Raw genomic sequence first — 16110 nt, forward strand, 5'->3', positions numbered from 1 at the left:
CATGGCGAAATACACGAACACGAAGCCGGACTGGGTGCCGGAGAACGCGGACAAGAATTTTGCCACGAGCGTCATGAGCGGCATTGACGGCATCAAGGATCTGACGGTCGGCAACATCAACCCGGATCTTGGAAAGACAGGTTTCCGAAGGAATCGCATGATTCTTGATGTGGAAGACTATGTGAAAGGCGTGGCCGCGGGGGATCGCATGATCCTCTCGCGCGCCATCACGCTCATTGAAAGCAACAGTCCGCGTCATTTCCCGAAGGCGCAGAGGGTGCTGCAGGATCTCCTTCCCCATACGGGGAAGGCTCTGCGCATCGGCATCACAGGCGTCCCGGGAGCGGGAAAGAGCACGATGATCGAGGCTTTTGGCAACATGCTCTGCGACATGGGGCATCGCGTCGCAGTCCTGACGGTCGATCCGACAAGCTCGGTGACGAAAGGCTCGATTCTTGGAGACAAAACGCGCATGGGCACGCTTTCGCGCAGGGAAGAGGCATTCATTCGCCCGTCGCCTGCCGGAGGCACTTTGGGCGGTGTCGCGAGGAAAAGTCGTGAGACAATGCTTCTTTGCGAGGCGGCCGGCTATGATGTCATCCTCATCGAAACCGTCGGCGTCGGACAGTCGGAAACGACGGTTCGCTCGATGGTCGACTTCTTCCTGCTCGTCGTTCTGACGGGGGCAGGAGATGAGCTGCAAGGCATCAAGAAGGGCATCATGGAACTGGCGGACGCCATCGTCATCAACAAGGCAGACGGAGACAATCGTACGAAAGCTCAGGTCGCACGCGGCGAGTACGAGCGTATGATCGAGTACATTCGTCCCGCGACGCCAGGCTGGCAGACGCATGCCTACCTCGTTTCTGCCTTGGAAAAGACGGGATTGAAAGAGCTTTGGGATGTCATTCGCATCTTTGAGAGCACGACGAAGGAGAATGGCGCTTTCCGGAAGCGTCGTGAAAGTCAGCTGCTCGATTGGATGAACAGCATGATCGACGAGCACCTGCACAACCTCTTCTTTGATGATCCTGTGATTCTGGGGCGTATGCCGGAAGTGCGCGATGCCGTGCTCAAGGGGACGGTGTCCCCCTCGCAGGGTGTGGCGGAGCTTATCCATGTCTTCGACATCCATCGTGCTTCGGATCGCCATGTCGATCTTCTGCATCCCCATGAGGAGGGATGATCCTTGTATACGAAACGGCTATATGTCTCTGGCGGCAGCTTCTACGAGCTGCAGGCGGTTTTCGATCATGTGCCCGGCGTCGTCGCGACGCGTACCGGCTATATTGATGCACAGAGTGAGGAGCCGTCGTATGATGCAGTGAAAAGCGGTTGGATCAAGGCTGTCATGGGACTGGAAATCGCCTACAACCCGAAGAAGACAGATATATCGCAGCTTTTGGACATCCTCTTCGCCGTCGTCAATCCCTATGAAAAGGATGGACAGGGGGCGGCGAAAGGGCCGATGTACCAAAGTGGCGTATACTACGTCGATGCAGAGGATGCGCCGCTCGTCGAATATCACATGAATTTCATCGTGAATCGCGGCAGACCTCCTGCCGCGACGGAAGCGAACGTGACGGTCAACGACCCGAATCATAACAAGAAGTTGACGCGTCACTGCTATGCAAAAGCTGCGCCTCTCGTAAGCTTCCATCCAGCGGAGCCTGAGCGGCAGCAGTATCTCGCTCGTCATCCGTACCGCAAGACAACGATTGATTTCAAGCGGCTGCGCGAGCTGGGGATATTGCAATAGGAAAAGCATCAAAGAAGTATGGGAAATATCTGTGCTTCCTCAAGCCCCGGCTGCACTTCTTGTGTGCCGGGGCTTAGATTTTATGGGGACGGTCTGTGCCTTTTGGGCTTGACTTCTCGAAGTTTCCCTGTACAATAAAAGCATTGTAGTGTGGAGGAGTGAGTGCGATGGCGAAGGAGATGCGAAGCGGCTACACGACAGGAGCCTGTGCGGCGGCTGGGACGAAGGCGGCGCTTCTTTTTCTTGACGGAGAGTATTGCGAGAAAGTGACGATCATGGCTCTCGACGGCACGCCGCTTCACATTCCGATTCAAGAAGTCATCCGCACGTCGTCGGGAGCGCGCGCCGAGGTCGTGAAGTTCTCAGGAGATGATCCAGACATCACGAATGGCGTTTCCGTCTTTACGGAAGTCGTCGTTCGCCCTGAGGGGAGCGGTGTTCATTTCCATGCGGGGCGCGGCATCGGCACGGTCACGAAGCCAGGGCTTTCCGTGCCGCCGGGCGAGCCGTCGATCAATCCGGGGCCTCGCCAGCTGATTCGCAACGTCATCGAGGAAATCCTCGGCAAGGACGGCAGTGCGGACGTCACGATTTCGATTCCCGCAGGTGAGGAACTTGCAAAACGCACGCTGAATCCGATCCTTGGCATCGTCGGCGGCATTTCCGTCATCGGCACGACGGGCGTCCTGCGCCCTATGTCGGAGGAAGGCTTCAAAAACTCTCTCGTGCCGCAGATGGATGTGGCTCTTGCAGCAGGCTTCGATACGCAGATCTTCGTGCCGGGCAAGATGGGCGAAAATGCGGCGGTGCGCTTCGGCCTGCCGCGCGAGGCTGTCGTGCAGACGAGCAACTTCATCGGTTTCATGTTGGAGCGTGCAGCGGAAAGAAAGCTCAAGCGCGTGCTGCTCTTCGGTCATATCGGCAAGCTCTCGAAGGTTGCGGCAGGTGTATTCTACACGCACAACCGCATAGCGGACGGTCGCTTGGAAGCGCTCGCTGCCTACGCAGCGGCGGAGGGTCTGCCGCAGGAAGCGGTGCGCCGCATCCTTGCGGCGACGACGACGGAAGAGGCCTTGCCGCTTTTTGCCGAATACGGTTTGGAGCGGGTCTATGGCATTCTTTGCGCGCGTGCTTCGGCTCGCGCCGAGCGGTACGTATTCCAAGATCTGCGCGTGGGAACGGCGATGACGACGCTCAAGGGGGAGCTCTTGGGCATGGATGATACAGCAAGAGAGATAGGCAGGGATTTTCATTGGAACATAGAATCGTAGTGGCAGGCATCGGACCGGGCAATCCAGATTTTGTCCTGCCGGCGGCACGCGCTGCCATCGAGGGCGCGGAGGTGCTCGTCGGCGGCAGCCGCGCCCTGGCGGATTTCGCCAGGCAAGGGCAGGAGACGATGACGATTCGCGGCGATATAGACGCCGTCCTTTCGTTCATTCGGGAGAAGATTCAAAAGACGCACGTCGTCGTCATGGTTTCAGGCGATCCAGGCTATTATTCGCTGCTCGATGCTCTGCGGCGTGAGTTCCCGCCACAGGCGCTCGTCGTCATCCCCGGCGTAAGTTCCCTGCAGATGGCATTTGCGCGCCTTGCTCTGCCTTGGCATGAGGCGAGACTTGCGTCCTTCCACGGGCGCGTGCCGCAGGCGAAAGAGATTGCTTACAAGGAGGGCGCCCTGCTCGGGCTTTTGACGGATCGATCGAACAATTCGCGCACGATTGCACAGCGCCTTATGGAGCTTGGTTGGCCGTCTTCTGCAGAGCTTCATATATGCTCACGGCTGTCTTATGAAGATGAGGAAATCATTCATACGACACTTGCTGAGGCGGCGTCTGCAGCGGAAATCTCTCATGGTGTTTTGGTGGTGAAGGCATGAAACATTTTTTAGGCATCGAAGACGAAGAATTCATCCGCGGCAAAGTGCCGATGACGAAGAAGGAGATCCGCATCCTGACACTGGCGGGGGCGAAGATCGGAAAAAATGATATCGTTTGCGATATCGGCGCCGGCACGGGGTCGCTTTCCATTGAGGCGGCGCTTCTGGCGAAGGCGGGTCATGTCTACGCCGTGGAGCGCAAAAAAGAAGCGGTCGAACTCATCCGTCAGAATGCGGCGAAATTCGGCATCGAGAACATCACGATCATCGAGAGCGAGGCGCCGGCAGGATTGGAGCAGCTGCCCGAACGGCTTGATGCGGCGATCATCGGTGGCACGGGAAGCCATCTGGAAGAGATCCTTGAATTTCTCGACAAACGATTGAAACCCGGCGGCTTCATCGTCATCAACTGCATCACGGTACAGACGCTCGCGAGTTCACTCGCCTACATGCGAAAGAAGAGCGGCTATCTCTATGATACCGTCCAGGTGCAGGTCAATCGCCTGAAGAAGGTCGGTCCTTACGATATGGCGGAGGCGATCAACCCCGTCTACATCATTTCCTGCCATAAGGCAAACGTGTAACAGGAGGAAGAACATGCAGGTATACATTGTCGGTGCGGGCGCAGGCGATCCCGAGCTCATCACGGTCAAGGGGCAAAAGCTGCTGCAAAAGGCCGATGTCATCATCTATGCGGGTTCGCTCGTCAATCCCGCCCTTTTGGGCTTTGCCAAGGAAGGCGCGGAGATTCACGATTCCGCCTCAATGACGCTCCCCGAGGTCATTGAGACGATAGAGAAGGCGGTGGCGAAAGATCTCATGGTCGTGCGCCTTCATACGGGCGATCCGAGCATCTACGGTGCGATTCAAGAGCAGATGGATGCGCTCAAGAAGAAGGGGATTGATTTTGAGGTCGTGCCGGGCGTCAGCTCCTTCCTCGCGACGGCTGCCGCTTTGAAGCAGGAGTATACGCTTCCCGGAATCTCGCAGACGGTCATCATCACGCGCAACGAGGGGCGTACGCCCGTGCCCGAGCGGGAGAAGCTGCGCTCGCTTGCCGCACATCAGGCAACGATGTGCATCTTCCTCAGCATCACGATGCTCGCGGATGTCGTGAAGGAGCTTATCGAGGGCGGCTATGCGCCCTCGACGCCGATCGCCATCGTGCAGCGCGCCTCGTGGCCCGAGCAGAAGATCGTGCGCGCGACATTGGAAACCATCGTGGAGGAAATTGCCGACAAGGGCATCGACCGCACGGCGATGATCGTCGTCAGCCGCTGCCTCGGTGCAGATTATGAGCTTTCTCGCCTCTACGCGCCGGAGTTCAGCCACATGTTCCGCGAAGCAAGCAAATGAGATGCGCGGTTTTCACGGCGACGCCGCGCGGCACGAAGACGGCTCTTCGCGTTCGCGCATCGCTTGATGCGAGCGTCGATATCTTCGGCAAGGCAGGGCAGGAAATGCCGGCGGGAGTACGCGTTTATGAGCGCCTCGCGCCGCAGGTAGCGGCGGCATTTCGCCAGTATGACGCGCTTATTTTCATCATGGCGACGGGAATTGCCGTGCGCATGATTGCGGGTTCTTTGAAGAGCAAGTTGGAAGATCCGGCCGTTCTCGTGCTCGACGAGGAGGCGCAGCATGTCATCAGTCTGCTTTCGGGTCACATTGGCGGCGCGAACGAGCTGACGCGCGAGCTTGCGGCATCGCTCGGCGCAGATCCAGTCATCACGACGGCAACGGACGTGCAGAAGAAGCTTGCCGTCGATGTCGCCGCCGCGCGCCTTGCGCTGCGCCCCTCGCCGAAGGAGCAGATCAAGCGGTTCAACAGCGCCGTGCTTGACGATGCGGCGATTCGTTATGTGATCGACGAGAATCTCGCGCGTGCGAGCTTTTACAAGAAGCGGCTTGACGATATGGGGTTGACGGCGCTGTTCGGACGGGAACTTCCGCCGAAGGGAGGCTTGACGGCCTTCATCACGGCGGATGAAAGTGTGCGGCGAGAAGATGTGATCTGCCTCGTGCCGCGCCGTCTCGTTGCCGGCATCGGCTGCAGACGCGGCACGGAGATGTCGGAGATACGGGTGGCATTGGAAGCGACCCTCACGAAGATCGGGCGCAGCATCGCAGATGTATCGCTTCTCGCGAGTACAGAGGCGAAGGCGGACGAGGCTGGGCTTCTTGCTTTGAGCGCGAAACTCAAGCGTGATATTCGCTTCCATTCCAACGAAAAGATGCAGGAGACAATCGACGCCTATGGGCTTTCTGAGTCTCCTTTTGTCAAGAAAAATATCGGCATCGGCAACGTCGCGGAAGCTGCAGCGCTCGCGAGCGTCCCCGCAGGACGACTTGCCCTTGCCAAGACGAGATTTGAGAAAGTGACGGTGGCACTTGTATGGGAAAAATAACAGTGGTGGGCATCGGTCCCGGAAGTTTGGAGGATATGACGCCGCGTGCGAAGCGGGCGATTGAGGAAGCGGCAGTCGTCGCAGGATATACGACGTACATCAAGCTCATCAAAGACCTCATCGGTGAGCGCGAGGTCATCGGCACGGGCATGATGCAGGAGATCGACCGCTGCCGCATGGCGGTGGAAACGGCGGCGAAGGGAAGAGATACGGTCGTCGTTTCGAGCGGCGATTCCGGCGTCTACGGCATGGCGGGACTCGTCTTGGAACTTCTCTTGCAGCGCGAAGCGAGCGATCGCCCCGAGTTCGGCGGCGTCATCGCCGGCATCTCGGCGGTCAATGCGGCGGCTTCGATCTTGGGCGCACCGCTCATGCACGACTTTGCCGTCATCAGTCTCAGCGACCTGCTGACGCCGTGGGAACTCATCAAGAAGCGTGCCAAGGCGGCGGCGGAAGCTGATTTCGTTGTCGCGCTCTACAATCCCAAGAGCAAGAAGCGCGTGCAGAACATCGAGGAGATCCGCGAGATATTCCTTGCCTGCCGTGCGGCAGATACGCCTGTCGGCATTGTGAACCATGCGGCGCGTGAAGCGGAGAGCAAGACGATTTCGACGCTTGAGAACTTCACGAAGGAAACGATCGACATGTTCTCGCTCGTCATCATCGGCAATAGCCGCACCTATGTGAAGGAAGGCTACATGATCACGCCGCGGGGCTACGAAGTATGATCTTCGTGGTAGCAGGTACACAGGACGGCAGGGAGCTTGCGGGTTTTCTGCTGGAAAAGGGGCAGAGTGTCACGGCGTCGGTCGTGAGCCGCTACGGTGAGGAGCTTTTGTCGCGCTATCCGGGCATCGTCATCAACGATCGTCCGCTCGATGAAGCAGCACTGGCGGAGTATTGCCGTGCGCATGGCGTCACTGTGCTCGTCGATGCAAGCCATCCTTATGCGGCGAATATTTCCGAAAATGCCATGCGCGCCTGCCGCGCGTGCGGCATCCCGTATATCCGCTATGAGAGACAGAGTGCGCCGCTCGATTATGAAAAGGCGCATTACGTCGCAGACTACGAGGAAGCGGCGAAAGTTGCGGCGGATTTGGGACGGAACATCTTTCTTACGACGGGCAGTCACAACCTCAAGGCGTTTACAGAAGCGCCTGCACTGAAAAAATGTGTGCTGACGGCACGCGTCCTGCCCGCCCCCGAAGTCATCGAGGAATGTACGGCGCTCGGCTTTCGCCCGAGCCATATCGTCGCCTTGCAGGGACCATTTTCCGAAGCGCTCAACGAGGAGCTTTACAAGAAGTATGAGGCGGATGTCGTCGTCACGAAGAACGGCGGCACGGTCGGCGGCGCCGATACGAAATTTGCGGCGGCAATGAATCTCGGCCTGCCGCTCGTCATCGTCGAACGGCCGCGCATCGCCTATGACAATATGGCGCAGACCTTTGAAGAGGTCTTGGCGTTTGTTCATAAAGCAGAGAAGTGAGGTTACAGCATGGACTTTATCAAACAGCCGATGGAAATCGAGAACCGCAGCATGGAGATCATCGCACCGTATCTGGCGGAGTATAAACTTTCCGAAGCGGAAATCAAGGTGTATTCGCGCATGATTCATGCGTCGGGCGATGTCGACTATGCGAAGGTGATCCGCGTTCATCCGCAGGCAATCGAGGCGATGCAGCAGGCGCTCAAGAAAGGGGCGCACATCTATACGGACGTCGAGATGGTGCGCACGGGCATCAACAAGAAGAAACTGGCATCCTTCGGCGGTGAGGTGCATTGCCTCGTAGCAGATGAGAAGATTGCCGCCGAAGCAAAGGCGCAGGGCATCACGCGCTCAATGGCTGCCATGCGTTCCTTCGGCAAGGCTCTCGATGGTGCGATCATCGCCATCGGCAATGCGCCGACGGCGCTCTTCGAGGTATTGCGCATGGTCGAGGAGGAAGGCATACGTCCGGCGGCCATCGTCGGCATCCCTGTCGGCTTCGTCGGGGCGGCAGATTCCAAGGAACTTTTGGCGAAGAACGACAAAGTGCCGTACATCACGGTGGAAGGCACGAAGGGCGGCAGCCCGATCGCGGCGTCCGTCGTCAATGCTGTCATGTATCTCATAGACAACACGCGCTGAGGAGATTTTGCCATGGAAGAGAAGATACCGCGTCTTGTCATCGCCGCGACGCAGAGCGGCTCGGGCAAGACGACGCTCGTGACGGGCATTCTCGCCGCACTGCGTGCGCAGGGGCTGCGCGTGCAGTCGTACAAGGTAGGCCCTGACTACATCGACCCCGGCTATCACGCGCTTGCGAGTGGGCTGCCCGCGCACAATCTCGACACATGGCTTATGCCGGCTGAACGTCTCAAGGAGATTTTTGCACGCACGGCCAAAGGTGCGGATCTTGCCGTTATCGAAGGCGTCATGGGGCTTTATGACGGCGGCAGGAAGGGCGTGAGTTCCACGGCAGAAATCGCCAAATTGCTCGACGCGCCCGTGCTGCTCGTTCTCGATGCGAAGTCGATGGGCGCATCGGCAGCGGCGATCGCGCTTGGTTTCCGCAGTTATGATCGTGAGGTCAACCTCGCGGGCGTTCTCCTGAACCGTCTGGGCTCGGATACGCATGAGGCGATGATACGCGAGGCGATGGCGAAGATTGACATGCCTGTCTTAGGGGCTATGCGACGCGACGAATCGCTGAAGATGCCGGAGCGTCACTTAGGCCTTCTGCCTGCCGAGGAGAACGAAGAGCGCGATGTTGTAAAGAAGATGGGCGAGGCGGCGGCGCATTCGGTCGATCTTGCGGCGCTCAGAAGGATTGCAGAAGCAGCCGCGCCATTGGCCTCGACGGAGGAGTTGCTTTTTTCTGCAAGGGAAAATGCAGAGCGACAGCCGTCCAAGGTGCGCCTTGCCGTCGCGCACGATGAGGCCTTTTCCTTTTATTATCCCGAGAGTCTTGATGTGTTGGAATCCTTTGGCGCGGAACTCGTCTTTTTCAGCCCGCTGCATGATACGGCTCTGCCTGAGGCGGCGGGCGTTCTCCTAGGCGGGGGCTTTCCTGAGATGTTTGCCGAAGAACTGACGGCGAATGCGTCGATGCGCCGTTCTCTCGCTGAGGCGGCGGCAGCAGGTGTGCCCATTTATGCCGAATGCGGCGGCTATATGTACTTGATGGAAAAACTCGTGGACTTCGAGGGAAAAGAACATGCGATGACGGGAATCGTTCCTGCTGTCGTACAGATGAACCGCAAACTGCAGATGGTCGGCTACGTTGAGGCGGAGCTTTGCAGCGATACGGTTCTCGGACCGCGAGGCAGGAAACTGCACGGTCACGAGTTTCATTTCTCGACGGAATTGCCGGGGGAAAAAGCGGATGCGGCGAGGGCCTTTATTTTTACGCGCATGAGGAATGGCGCGCACTATGCGGCAGGCTATGCCAAGGGGGCGGTTCTCGGCTCTTATCTGCACCTGCACTTTGCAGGCTGCCCTGAGGCGGCTGAGGCTTTCGTTGAGGCTTGCCGAGCGAGCAGGGAGAGGAGGAAGATGCATGGGTAAGATCGTCCTCGTCACGGGCGGTGCACGAAGCGGCAAGAGCCGTTTTGCCGAGCAGTACGCGGCGCGTTTCGGAAAGAAGGTTGCCTACATTGCGACGGCGGGCGTCTATGACGAGGAGATGGCATTTCGCGTCAAACTGCACCGTGAGCGGCGCCCCAAGGACTGGCATACATGGGAAGCGCCCGAGAACGCGCATCTTGCCATTGAGGAGGCAGGAAGGGCGCACGATATGATCCTCTTCGACTGCCTGACGCTCTACATCAGCAATCTGCTGTGTGCCTTGGAGAATGTCCGCGACTCTGCGGCAAATTATGAACTTATACGTGAGAAAATCAGCCTCCTGCTCGAAGCTGCAAAGGAGCAGGAAGGTACGACGCTTTTCGTGACGAACGAGGTCGGCGCGGGCATCGTGCCGGAAAATCATCTTGCACGCGAGTATCGCGACATCACGGGCATTGCCAACCAGCTGACGGCGCGTGCCGCAGATGAGGTGTACGTCGTTTCCTGCGGCATTGCCGTCGATTTCAAGAAATTGGCAGTGTCGTGGTAAGCTACACGCACAAACGTCCACTTTGTGGACATTGTGCGCCGCCCTTAAGGAAAGTTGCCCAATCAGCCTGCGCCTTCGGCTTGGCTTCTTGGACTTTCCTAGTAAAATATACTACAGGAATAGCATACTGCATCGCTTGACAGGAGGAATGGCTTTTGGCGAACTACATCATGATGATGGGGACAAGCTCGCATGTTGGAAAGAGCATCCTGACGACGGCGCTCTGCCGCATCTTTCGGCAGGAGGGGCGGCGCGTCGTCCCCTTCAAAGCGCAGAACATGGCGCTCAATTCCTATGTCACGAAAGATGGCTTGGAGATGGGGCGTGCGCAGGTCGCCCAGGCGGAAGCCGCGGGACTTGAACCATTCGTCGACATGAATCCCGTCTTGCTGAAGCCGACAGGAAACTCCTGCTCGCAGGTCGTGCTCATGGGAAAGCCTGTCGGCAATATGACAGCGAAGGAGTACCACCAAGGCTATTCGCTCAAAGCGTTTTCGGCGGTCAAAGAAGCGTTGGCGCGTCTCGATGCGGAGTACGAAACCGTCGTCATCGAGGGCGCGGGAAGCCCTGCGGAGGTCAATCTCAAGGCGAACGACATCGTCAACATGCGCGTGGCGAAGTATCTGAATGCGCCCGTTCTGCTCATTGCCGATGTCGATCGCGGCGGTGCGCTCGCTTCGCTCGTCGGCACTTTGGAGCTTTTGGAAGAGGATGAAAGAGTGCTCGTCAAGGGGCTTGTCGTCAACAAGTTTCGCGGCGACATCTCGCTCTTTACGCCTGCTGTCGAATTTTTGGAGAAAAAGACGGGCAAGCCTGTGCTCGGCGTCATCCCGCATATCGAGGAAATGGGCATTGACGACGAAGATTCCGTATCCTTGGAGGATAAGGCAGAAAGGGCGGAAGAGAAGGAACTCAATCTTGCTGTCATCCGTACGCCGAAGATTTCCAACTTCACGGATTTTGACAGTTTGGAAAGCGAGCCGGACGTGGCGCTACGCTATGTGCATGAAGCGGCGGCTCTCGGTACGCCCGATTTGATTCTGTTGCCGGGCAGCAAGAATACGTCGGAGGACATGCGTTGGCTCGAAAAAACGGGACTTGCCTCGAAGATTCGCGAGGCGCACGAAAAGGGAACGGCCGTCATCGGTATATGCGGCGGCTACCAGATGCTTGGCAAGCGCATATTGGATCCGCACCATACGGAATCTTCTTTTGACAGTACGGATGGGCTGGGGCTTCTTGGTCTGCAGACGACATTTCATGAAAACAAGTTGACTTCGCAGGTCGTAGCTTCAGCTAGGGATTTTTCGTTTCTTGGCAAGCGGATTTCTGTCGATGATATCAAGGGCTATGAAATTCATATGGGAACGACGGAGTTCCTGTGCGATAGGGACAGTCATCCGCTCTGCGTGAAAGAGAGACGCGGCGAAGTTTGTGACGCTGCGGAAGGTACGGTAAATGAAGAAGAAAACGTCTTTGGTACATACATCCATGGATTTTTCGATCACGATGGGCTGCGCCGTGCGATTCTCAATGCCTTGCGCGAAAAGAAAGGGCTTCCTGCGCTCGCTGTGACGCGCAATCGCTACCGCGAGAAGGAGGAGAGCTATGACCGCCTTGCTGCCGTCGTGCGTGCGCATCTCGATATGGATAAGCTGCGCGAAATCATGGGGGAGAAGGTCGGATGCTGACGGCTGTCCTTGCGTTCTTCATCGACTGCATTCTCGGCGATCCGCGTTCGCGCTTCCATCCCGTCGTATTGATGGGAAATCTTATCGCTTGGCTGGAGCATTGCTTTTATCGTCCCGAAGATACGAATGAGAAGAAACTGCTCTGCGGCGGCATGCTCGCCCTCATCGTGCTCGTCGTTTGTTACGAGGCTGCATGGTGCATCCTGCGGCTTTTGGGGCTTATCCCCTTGCCGCATGTGGGCATGGCGCTGGAAGCTTTGCTGCTCGCCTTCATGATCTCGCCGAAGAGCCTTGCGGCGGCAGGCATGGAGATACGCGCCCTCCTGAAGGCGGGCGATCTGCCGGAAGCGCGCAGAAAAGTCGGCTGGATCGTGGGGCGCGACACGGAAAAGCTCAGCGTGCCGGAAGTGTCGCGCGCCGCGATCGAGACCGTGGCGGAAAACACGGTTGACGGCGTTCTTGCACCGCTCTTTTTCTATCTGATCGGCGGGCTGCCGCTCGCTGTGCTCTATCGCGCGGCGAATACTATGGATTCGATGCTCGGCTACAAGAACGCGAAGTATTTGTACTTTGGCAGGGTGGCGGCGCGTCTCGACGATGTGCTCAATTACATTCCCGCGCGCATTGCGGGTGTTCTTTTCGTGCTCGCGGCCTTTTTCCTGGGCTTCGACGGGCGCGGCGCTTGGCGCATGCTGCATCGCGATGCGGCGAAGCACCCAAGCCCGAACGGGGGGCACGCCGAAGCGCCTACGGCGGGTGCACTCGGCATACGCTTGGGCGGCAACAACTATTACTTCGGCGAGCCGCATTTTCGCGCCTATATGGGAGAGGCGCGGCGTGAAATTGAAGCCGATGACATACAGAAGACCGTGCGCCTCATGTATACGGTCACGATTCTTTTTCTGCTCTTGACGTATGGCGGGTTCCTTCTTTGGCAGCAGAGGGGGATGCTTTTTTAGTGTAGACGTGAAGCATTGGGGGTGGTTTTTTGCGTGCGTTTTTCATCGGTCTGCAGTTTCTCACGCGCATTTCGATCGTGGAGCAAAAGGATTGGTGTGAGAAGGATTTTGCCGACAGCGTGCGTTATTTTCCGCTGATCGGCTTGGTGCTCGGCATCATTTATGCGGCCTTTGCCGCACTGCTGTTGAGTTTTTTGCCGCAAAACGGCATTCTCTTGCCGCATCATGTCGTTGCGGCAATCTTGCTGATACTGCCTATTCTCCTGACGGGCGGGCTTCATTGCGACGGCTTCATGGACACGATGGACGGACTGTTTTCGGGACGCTCTCGCGAGCGCATGTTGGAAATCATGAAGGACAGCCGCGTGGGGGCGAACGGTGTTTTTGCCTTCGTCCTGTTGATGATTTTCGACTGGTCGATCCTGCTTGACCTGCTGCAAAGCGCATGGCTTTTTCCAGCTCTGTTCGCCATGCCCATTGTTTCACGCCTGATGATGGTCGTCGCCATTTCCTCCTTTCCCTATGCACGTCCTGTGGGCATGGGCAAGGCATTCAAAGATGGCGGCACGAAGTCCGTCCTTTACGGAGCTTTTTTTTATACGCTTATCCTCGTGTTTTTTCCAGGTGTCGCAGCATGTTTTTTCGGCATCATTCCTTTGGATGCTGCGGGACTGTCCTCGTGGGTTCTTTCCATGACGGCGGTCATATTTGCTGCGCTTCTCTTTACGATTTTTTTTGCAAGCTATGCGACGCGTCATCTCGGCGGCTTGACCGGAGACGTCTATGGTGCGATTACGACATTGACGGAAACGCTTGTGCTTTTGAGTTTCTTGGTGTTTTCTTCGGTTAGCTGCTAGTGTAATATAAAGACGTTCGGCTTTCTTTCTGCTCCATGCAGGAAGAAGGGAACCCGTTGTAGAAGGAAAAGTACATCGGGTTTCTGTTGTCTTTGAAAAACTATACGCGCAAACGTCCACTTTGTGGATATTGTACGCGGTTCTTACATGAGAGAAGGGAGGACGAGGTTCTGCAAAAATATGAACATGGGGGCAATGTCTATGAGAAATGCCCGACTGGCGGAGCGTGGCTGGATTTCAGTGCAAATATCAATCCTCTCGGCCTGTCACCTCGTGTGCGGGAAGCCATTTTTTCCCATGTTGATGGCATCGTCAATTATCCTGATCCTGAGGCGCGTGCCTTGAAGACGGCGATCGCTTCTTTTTATGGCGTGCCGCAGAAAAAAATCGTGCTCGGCAACGGCGCAGCGGAACTCTTTTACTGCTTCTTCTATATCGTGCGCCCGAAGCGCCTGCTCCTGCCCGTCCCGTCCTTCAGTGAATATGAAAGGGCGGCGCGTGCCGCAGGTGTGAAGGTCGTATATCTTCCGCTGTTGAAAAAGCATGGGTTTTCTCTTGATTTGGAAGCGGCGGTGCAGCAGTTTTCGAAGGAAGACGTCATTCTGCTTTGCAGTCCGAACAATCCGACGGGACGTCTCTGGGAGCGAAAAGAATTGTGTGTGCTGCTGGAAAAAGCAGAGGAGCGAGGCATATACGTCGTGATGGATGAATCCTTCTTGGATTTTCGTGAAGATGGAGAGGGATATACTTCGCGCCATCTGACGAACGAATATCCGCATCTCTTCGTCGTCCAATCCATGACGAAGTTCTTTGCCCTGCCAGGATTACGACTGGGCTTCGGCATTGCTGAACCGAATCTTTGCCGACAGTTGGAAAGCGGCAAAGATGTTTGGAATGTGAATTTTCTTGCTCAAGCGGCAGGTGTTGCTGCTCTTTCCGACACGGTCTACCATGAAGCGGCACGCTCTTTTGTCCGCAGGGAAAAAAAGTTTCTTGCTGCGGAACTGGCAAAATTGCCAGGGATTGAGGTCTTTGCACCCTCCGTGAATTTTATTCTTTTCCATTTGCAGCAGGGAAAGGTGTTTTTACAACAGCTTATTATGGCTTTGCGAGAGAGAGGAATCTTGCTGCGCGATTGCAGCAATTATTCGGGGTTGGATGGGGCGTACTTGCGTGCCGCTGTACGTTCTCGTGCAGACAATGAACGATTGCTCGAAGCCATGCATGAAGTTTGGAAGGAATGAGATGCAGTATGACAAAGATTTATCTTGTTCGACATGGATTGACCGAGTGGAATTCCGGCGGTCGTTTTCAAGGGCATTCTGATATTGCCTTGGCAGAAAAAGGTGTGAAACAGGCTGAATGCCTCGCCAGACATTTTCCCGCAGAGAAGATTGATGCCATCTATTCTAGTGATTTGCAGCGTGCCGCTTCGACGGCAGGGTTTATTGCCGAACGCTTTGGCTGCGAGGTAAGGAAGACGGAAAATTTGCGGGAAATGAACTTTGGCGAGTGGGAAGGTCTTACCTTCGAGCAAATCAGCGCCAAGTGGCCGGAAGCTGGAAAGCAGATTTTCTTTACACCGGATGAGCTTAAGCCGCCTGGAGGGGAGACCTTTGAGGATGTAGAAAAAAGAGCCTCGCGAGAATTGGAGAAAATCACTGCCGCTCATGTGGGTGAGCACGTCGTTCTCGTAGCGCACGGAGCCTTTTTGCGCACGATTCTGGCGTATGCCCTTCATATACCGCTGCGATATGTCTGGCGAATCCGACAGGGGAATACGGCGATCAGCCGCCTCACGCACGGCGGCAATCACTTCACGGTTGATTATGTGAATAATGTCGCGCATTTGCAGCATCTCGAATTCACTGATGAAGACTGATTGTGCCGTATGTTTATCCATTGGCACGCACAAGGGATGAAAATTTTTCAAAAAGATGTTGACATCTTCAGCGTGTTCGTGTAATATAGCATTCGTTGTCGCACAGAACGACAGCAAGAAGCTCGAAAAAATTCAAAAAGGTGCTTGACAATCCCTCGCGGATGAAGTAAGATAGCCGAGTCGCCTGTGAAGAACGAGCGGCGAACAGCCGAAACAATTCGGCGGTGTTCCTTGAAAACTAAACAATGCAGAAATGAATCATCTATATGATTCAAGCCAGATGTCCATCAAGAGGAATCTTGATGAAACATCGATTGTGAACTACATTTGTAAAAGCAATCGACAATTTCTTTATGCGATTCGAAAGAATCGTATCCAAAGATAAAAAAGAGCCAATTCGGCTCTCTGCAAACTGCAAAGTGATTTTCTCCGCCACGACTGTCCTACAGTCGGAAGTGGAGAAAAACACAGAGATTTTTGTGCTAGGCGAGGCGCAGCGAAGCGACGCCCCGGAAGCGCACTCATGTGCGCTGAGGACGCGACGCGAAGCTGCAACGAAGCATAGCGCAAAAAGATCA

Annotated in this window: 17 protein-coding genes; all 17 read left to right on the forward strand. The window is 56.2% G+C overall.

Going from position 1 to position 16110, the window contains the following annotated elements; translation table 11 throughout:
* Window position 1: 1 nt before the first annotated feature.
* Complete coding sequence (gene meaB / locus SELSP_RS04615; RefSeq protein WP_006193052.1) at window positions 2-1186, forward strand: methylmalonyl Co-A mutase-associated GTPase MeaB; 1185 nt, start codon at window positions 2-4, stop codon at window positions 1184-1186.
* A 3-nt stretch (window positions 1187-1189) separates the two neighbouring features.
* Window positions 1190-1759, forward strand: coding sequence for a peptide-methionine (S)-S-oxide reductase (locus SELSP_RS04620; RefSeq protein WP_006193053.1), 570 nt, complete (start codon window positions 1190-1192; stop codon window positions 1757-1759).
* 167 nt (window positions 1760-1926) lie between these two features.
* Complete coding sequence (cbiD, locus tag SELSP_RS04625; RefSeq protein WP_006193057.1) at window positions 1927-3030, forward strand: cobalt-precorrin-5B (C(1))-methyltransferase CbiD; 1104 nt, start codon at window positions 1927-1929, stop codon at window positions 3028-3030.
* Window positions 3030-3638, forward strand: a complete 609-nt coding sequence (gene cbiE / locus SELSP_RS04630) for a precorrin-6y C5,15-methyltransferase (decarboxylating) subunit CbiE (RefSeq protein WP_006193058.1) — start codon at window positions 3030-3032, stop codon at window positions 3636-3638. Before cbiD ends, cbiE begins: the two co-directional genes overlap by 1 nt.
* Window positions 3635-4222, forward strand: a complete 588-nt coding sequence (gene cbiT, locus SELSP_RS04635) for a precorrin-6Y C5,15-methyltransferase (decarboxylating) subunit CbiT (protein WP_006193059.1) — start codon at window positions 3635-3637, stop codon at window positions 4220-4222. Before cbiE ends, cbiT begins: the two co-directional genes overlap by 4 nt.
* Before the next feature lie 13 nt (window positions 4223-4235).
* On the forward strand, window positions 4236-4994 hold the full coding sequence (cobM, locus tag SELSP_RS04640; RefSeq protein WP_006193060.1) for a precorrin-4 C(11)-methyltransferase: 759 nt from the start codon (window positions 4236-4238) through the stop codon (window positions 4992-4994).
* Window positions 4991-6043, forward strand: a complete 1053-nt coding sequence (locus tag SELSP_RS04645) for a cobalt-precorrin 5A hydrolase (protein WP_006193061.1) — start codon at window positions 4991-4993, stop codon at window positions 6041-6043. Before cobM ends, SELSP_RS04645 begins: the two co-directional genes overlap by 4 nt.
* Window positions 6031-6771 (forward strand): precorrin-3B C(17)-methyltransferase, encoded by a 741-nt coding sequence (gene cobJ / locus SELSP_RS04650; protein ID WP_006193062.1) that lies wholly within the window; start codon window positions 6031-6033, stop codon window positions 6769-6771. The genes SELSP_RS04645 and cobJ overlap by 13 nt, the downstream gene beginning before the upstream one ends.
* The gene (locus SELSP_RS04655) at window positions 6768-7532 is read left to right on the forward strand and encodes a cobalt-precorrin-6A reductase (RefSeq protein ID WP_006193063.1); all 765 of its coding nucleotides are present in this window, start codon (window positions 6768-6770) and stop codon (window positions 7530-7532) included. The genes cobJ and SELSP_RS04655 overlap by 4 nt, the downstream gene beginning before the upstream one ends.
* Window positions 7533-7541: 9 nt before the next feature.
* Entirely contained in the window at window positions 7542-8174 is a 633-nt protein-coding gene (locus SELSP_RS04660) for a precorrin-8X methylmutase (RefSeq protein WP_006193064.1), read from the forward strand.
* A gap of 12 nt (window positions 8175-8186) precedes the next feature.
* Window positions 8187-9593 (forward strand): cobyrinate a,c-diamide synthase, encoded by a 1407-nt coding sequence (locus SELSP_RS04665; protein WP_006193065.1) that lies wholly within the window; start codon window positions 8187-8189, stop codon window positions 9591-9593.
* Window positions 9586-10143 (forward strand): bifunctional adenosylcobinamide kinase/adenosylcobinamide-phosphate guanylyltransferase, encoded by a 558-nt coding sequence (cobU, locus tag SELSP_RS04670; protein WP_006193066.1) that lies wholly within the window; start codon window positions 9586-9588, stop codon window positions 10141-10143. The genes SELSP_RS04665 and cobU overlap by 8 nt, the downstream gene beginning before the upstream one ends.
* A 155-nt stretch (window positions 10144-10298) precedes the next feature.
* Window positions 10299-11834 carry a cobyric acid synthase gene (locus tag SELSP_RS04675; protein WP_013740727.1) on the forward strand — a complete coding sequence of 512 codons (1536 nt, stop codon included), beginning with the start codon at window positions 10299-10301 and terminating at the stop codon, window positions 11832-11834.
* Window positions 11828-12793: an adenosylcobinamide-phosphate synthase CbiB gene (cbiB, locus tag SELSP_RS04680; protein WP_006193068.1), complete on the forward strand. Its 966-nt coding sequence runs from the start codon at window positions 11828-11830 to the stop codon at window positions 12791-12793. The genes SELSP_RS04675 and cbiB overlap by 7 nt, the downstream gene beginning before the upstream one ends.
* Before the next feature lie 29 nt (window positions 12794-12822).
* Window positions 12823-13650 carry an adenosylcobinamide-GDP ribazoletransferase gene (locus SELSP_RS04685; RefSeq protein WP_006193069.1) on the forward strand — a complete coding sequence of 276 codons (828 nt, stop codon included), beginning with the start codon at window positions 12823-12825 and terminating at the stop codon, window positions 13648-13650.
* 92 nt (window positions 13651-13742) lie between these two features.
* Window positions 13743-14894 carry a threonine-phosphate decarboxylase CobD gene (gene cobD, locus SELSP_RS04690; RefSeq protein ID WP_232362362.1) on the forward strand — a complete coding sequence of 384 codons (1152 nt, stop codon included), beginning with the start codon at window positions 13743-13745 and terminating at the stop codon, window positions 14892-14894.
* Between the two features lie 8 nt (window positions 14895-14902).
* Window positions 14903-15532: a histidine phosphatase family protein gene (locus SELSP_RS04695; RefSeq protein ID WP_006193071.1), complete on the forward strand. Its 630-nt coding sequence runs from the start codon at window positions 14903-14905 to the stop codon at window positions 15530-15532.
* The last annotated feature ends 578 nt before the right edge of the window (window positions 15533-16110 follow it).

This window comes from Selenomonas sputigena ATCC 35185, assembly GCF_000208405.1.
In the GTDB taxonomy this organism is placed as follows: Bacteria; Bacillota; Negativicutes; order Selenomonadales; family Selenomonadaceae; genus Selenomonas; species Selenomonas sputigena.

Coding starts and splice junctions, on each gene's coding strand:
- SELSP_RS04655 (WP_006193063.1), top strand. CDS start 6,768: ATGATCTTCGTGGTAGCAGGTACACAGGACGGCAGGGAGCTTGCGGGT.
- SELSP_RS04665 (WP_006193065.1), top strand. CDS start 8,187: ATGGAAGAGAAGATACCGCGTCTTGTCATCGCCGCGACGCAGAGCGGC.
- cobU (WP_006193066.1), top strand. CDS start 9,586: ATGGGTAAGATCGTCCTCGTCACGGGCGGTGCACGAAGCGGCAAGAGC.
- SELSP_RS04695 (WP_006193071.1), top strand. CDS start 14,903: ATGACAAAGATTTATCTTGTTCGACATGGATTGACCGAGTGGAATTCC.
- SELSP_RS04660 (WP_006193064.1), top strand. CDS start 7,542: ATGGACTTTATCAAACAGCCGATGGAAATCGAGAACCGCAGCATGGAG.
- SELSP_RS04645 (WP_006193061.1), top strand. CDS start 4,991: ATGAGATGCGCGGTTTTCACGGCGACGCCGCGCGGCACGAAGACGGCT.
- cobM (WP_006193060.1), top strand. CDS start 4,236: ATGCAGGTATACATTGTCGGTGCGGGCGCAGGCGATCCCGAGCTCATC.
- meaB (WP_006193052.1), top strand. CDS start 2: ATGGCGAAATACACGAACACGAAGCCGGACTGGGTGCCGGAGAACGCG.
- cbiT (WP_006193059.1), top strand. CDS start 3,635: ATGAAACATTTTTTAGGCATCGAAGACGAAGAATTCATCCGCGGCAAA.
- cbiD (WP_006193057.1), top strand. CDS start 1,927: ATGGCGAAGGAGATGCGAAGCGGCTACACGACAGGAGCCTGTGCGGCG.
- cbiB (WP_006193068.1), top strand. CDS start 11,828: ATGCTGACGGCTGTCCTTGCGTTCTTCATCGACTGCATTCTCGGCGAT.
- cobJ (WP_006193062.1), top strand. CDS start 6,031: ATGGGAAAAATAACAGTGGTGGGCATCGGTCCCGGAAGTTTGGAGGAT.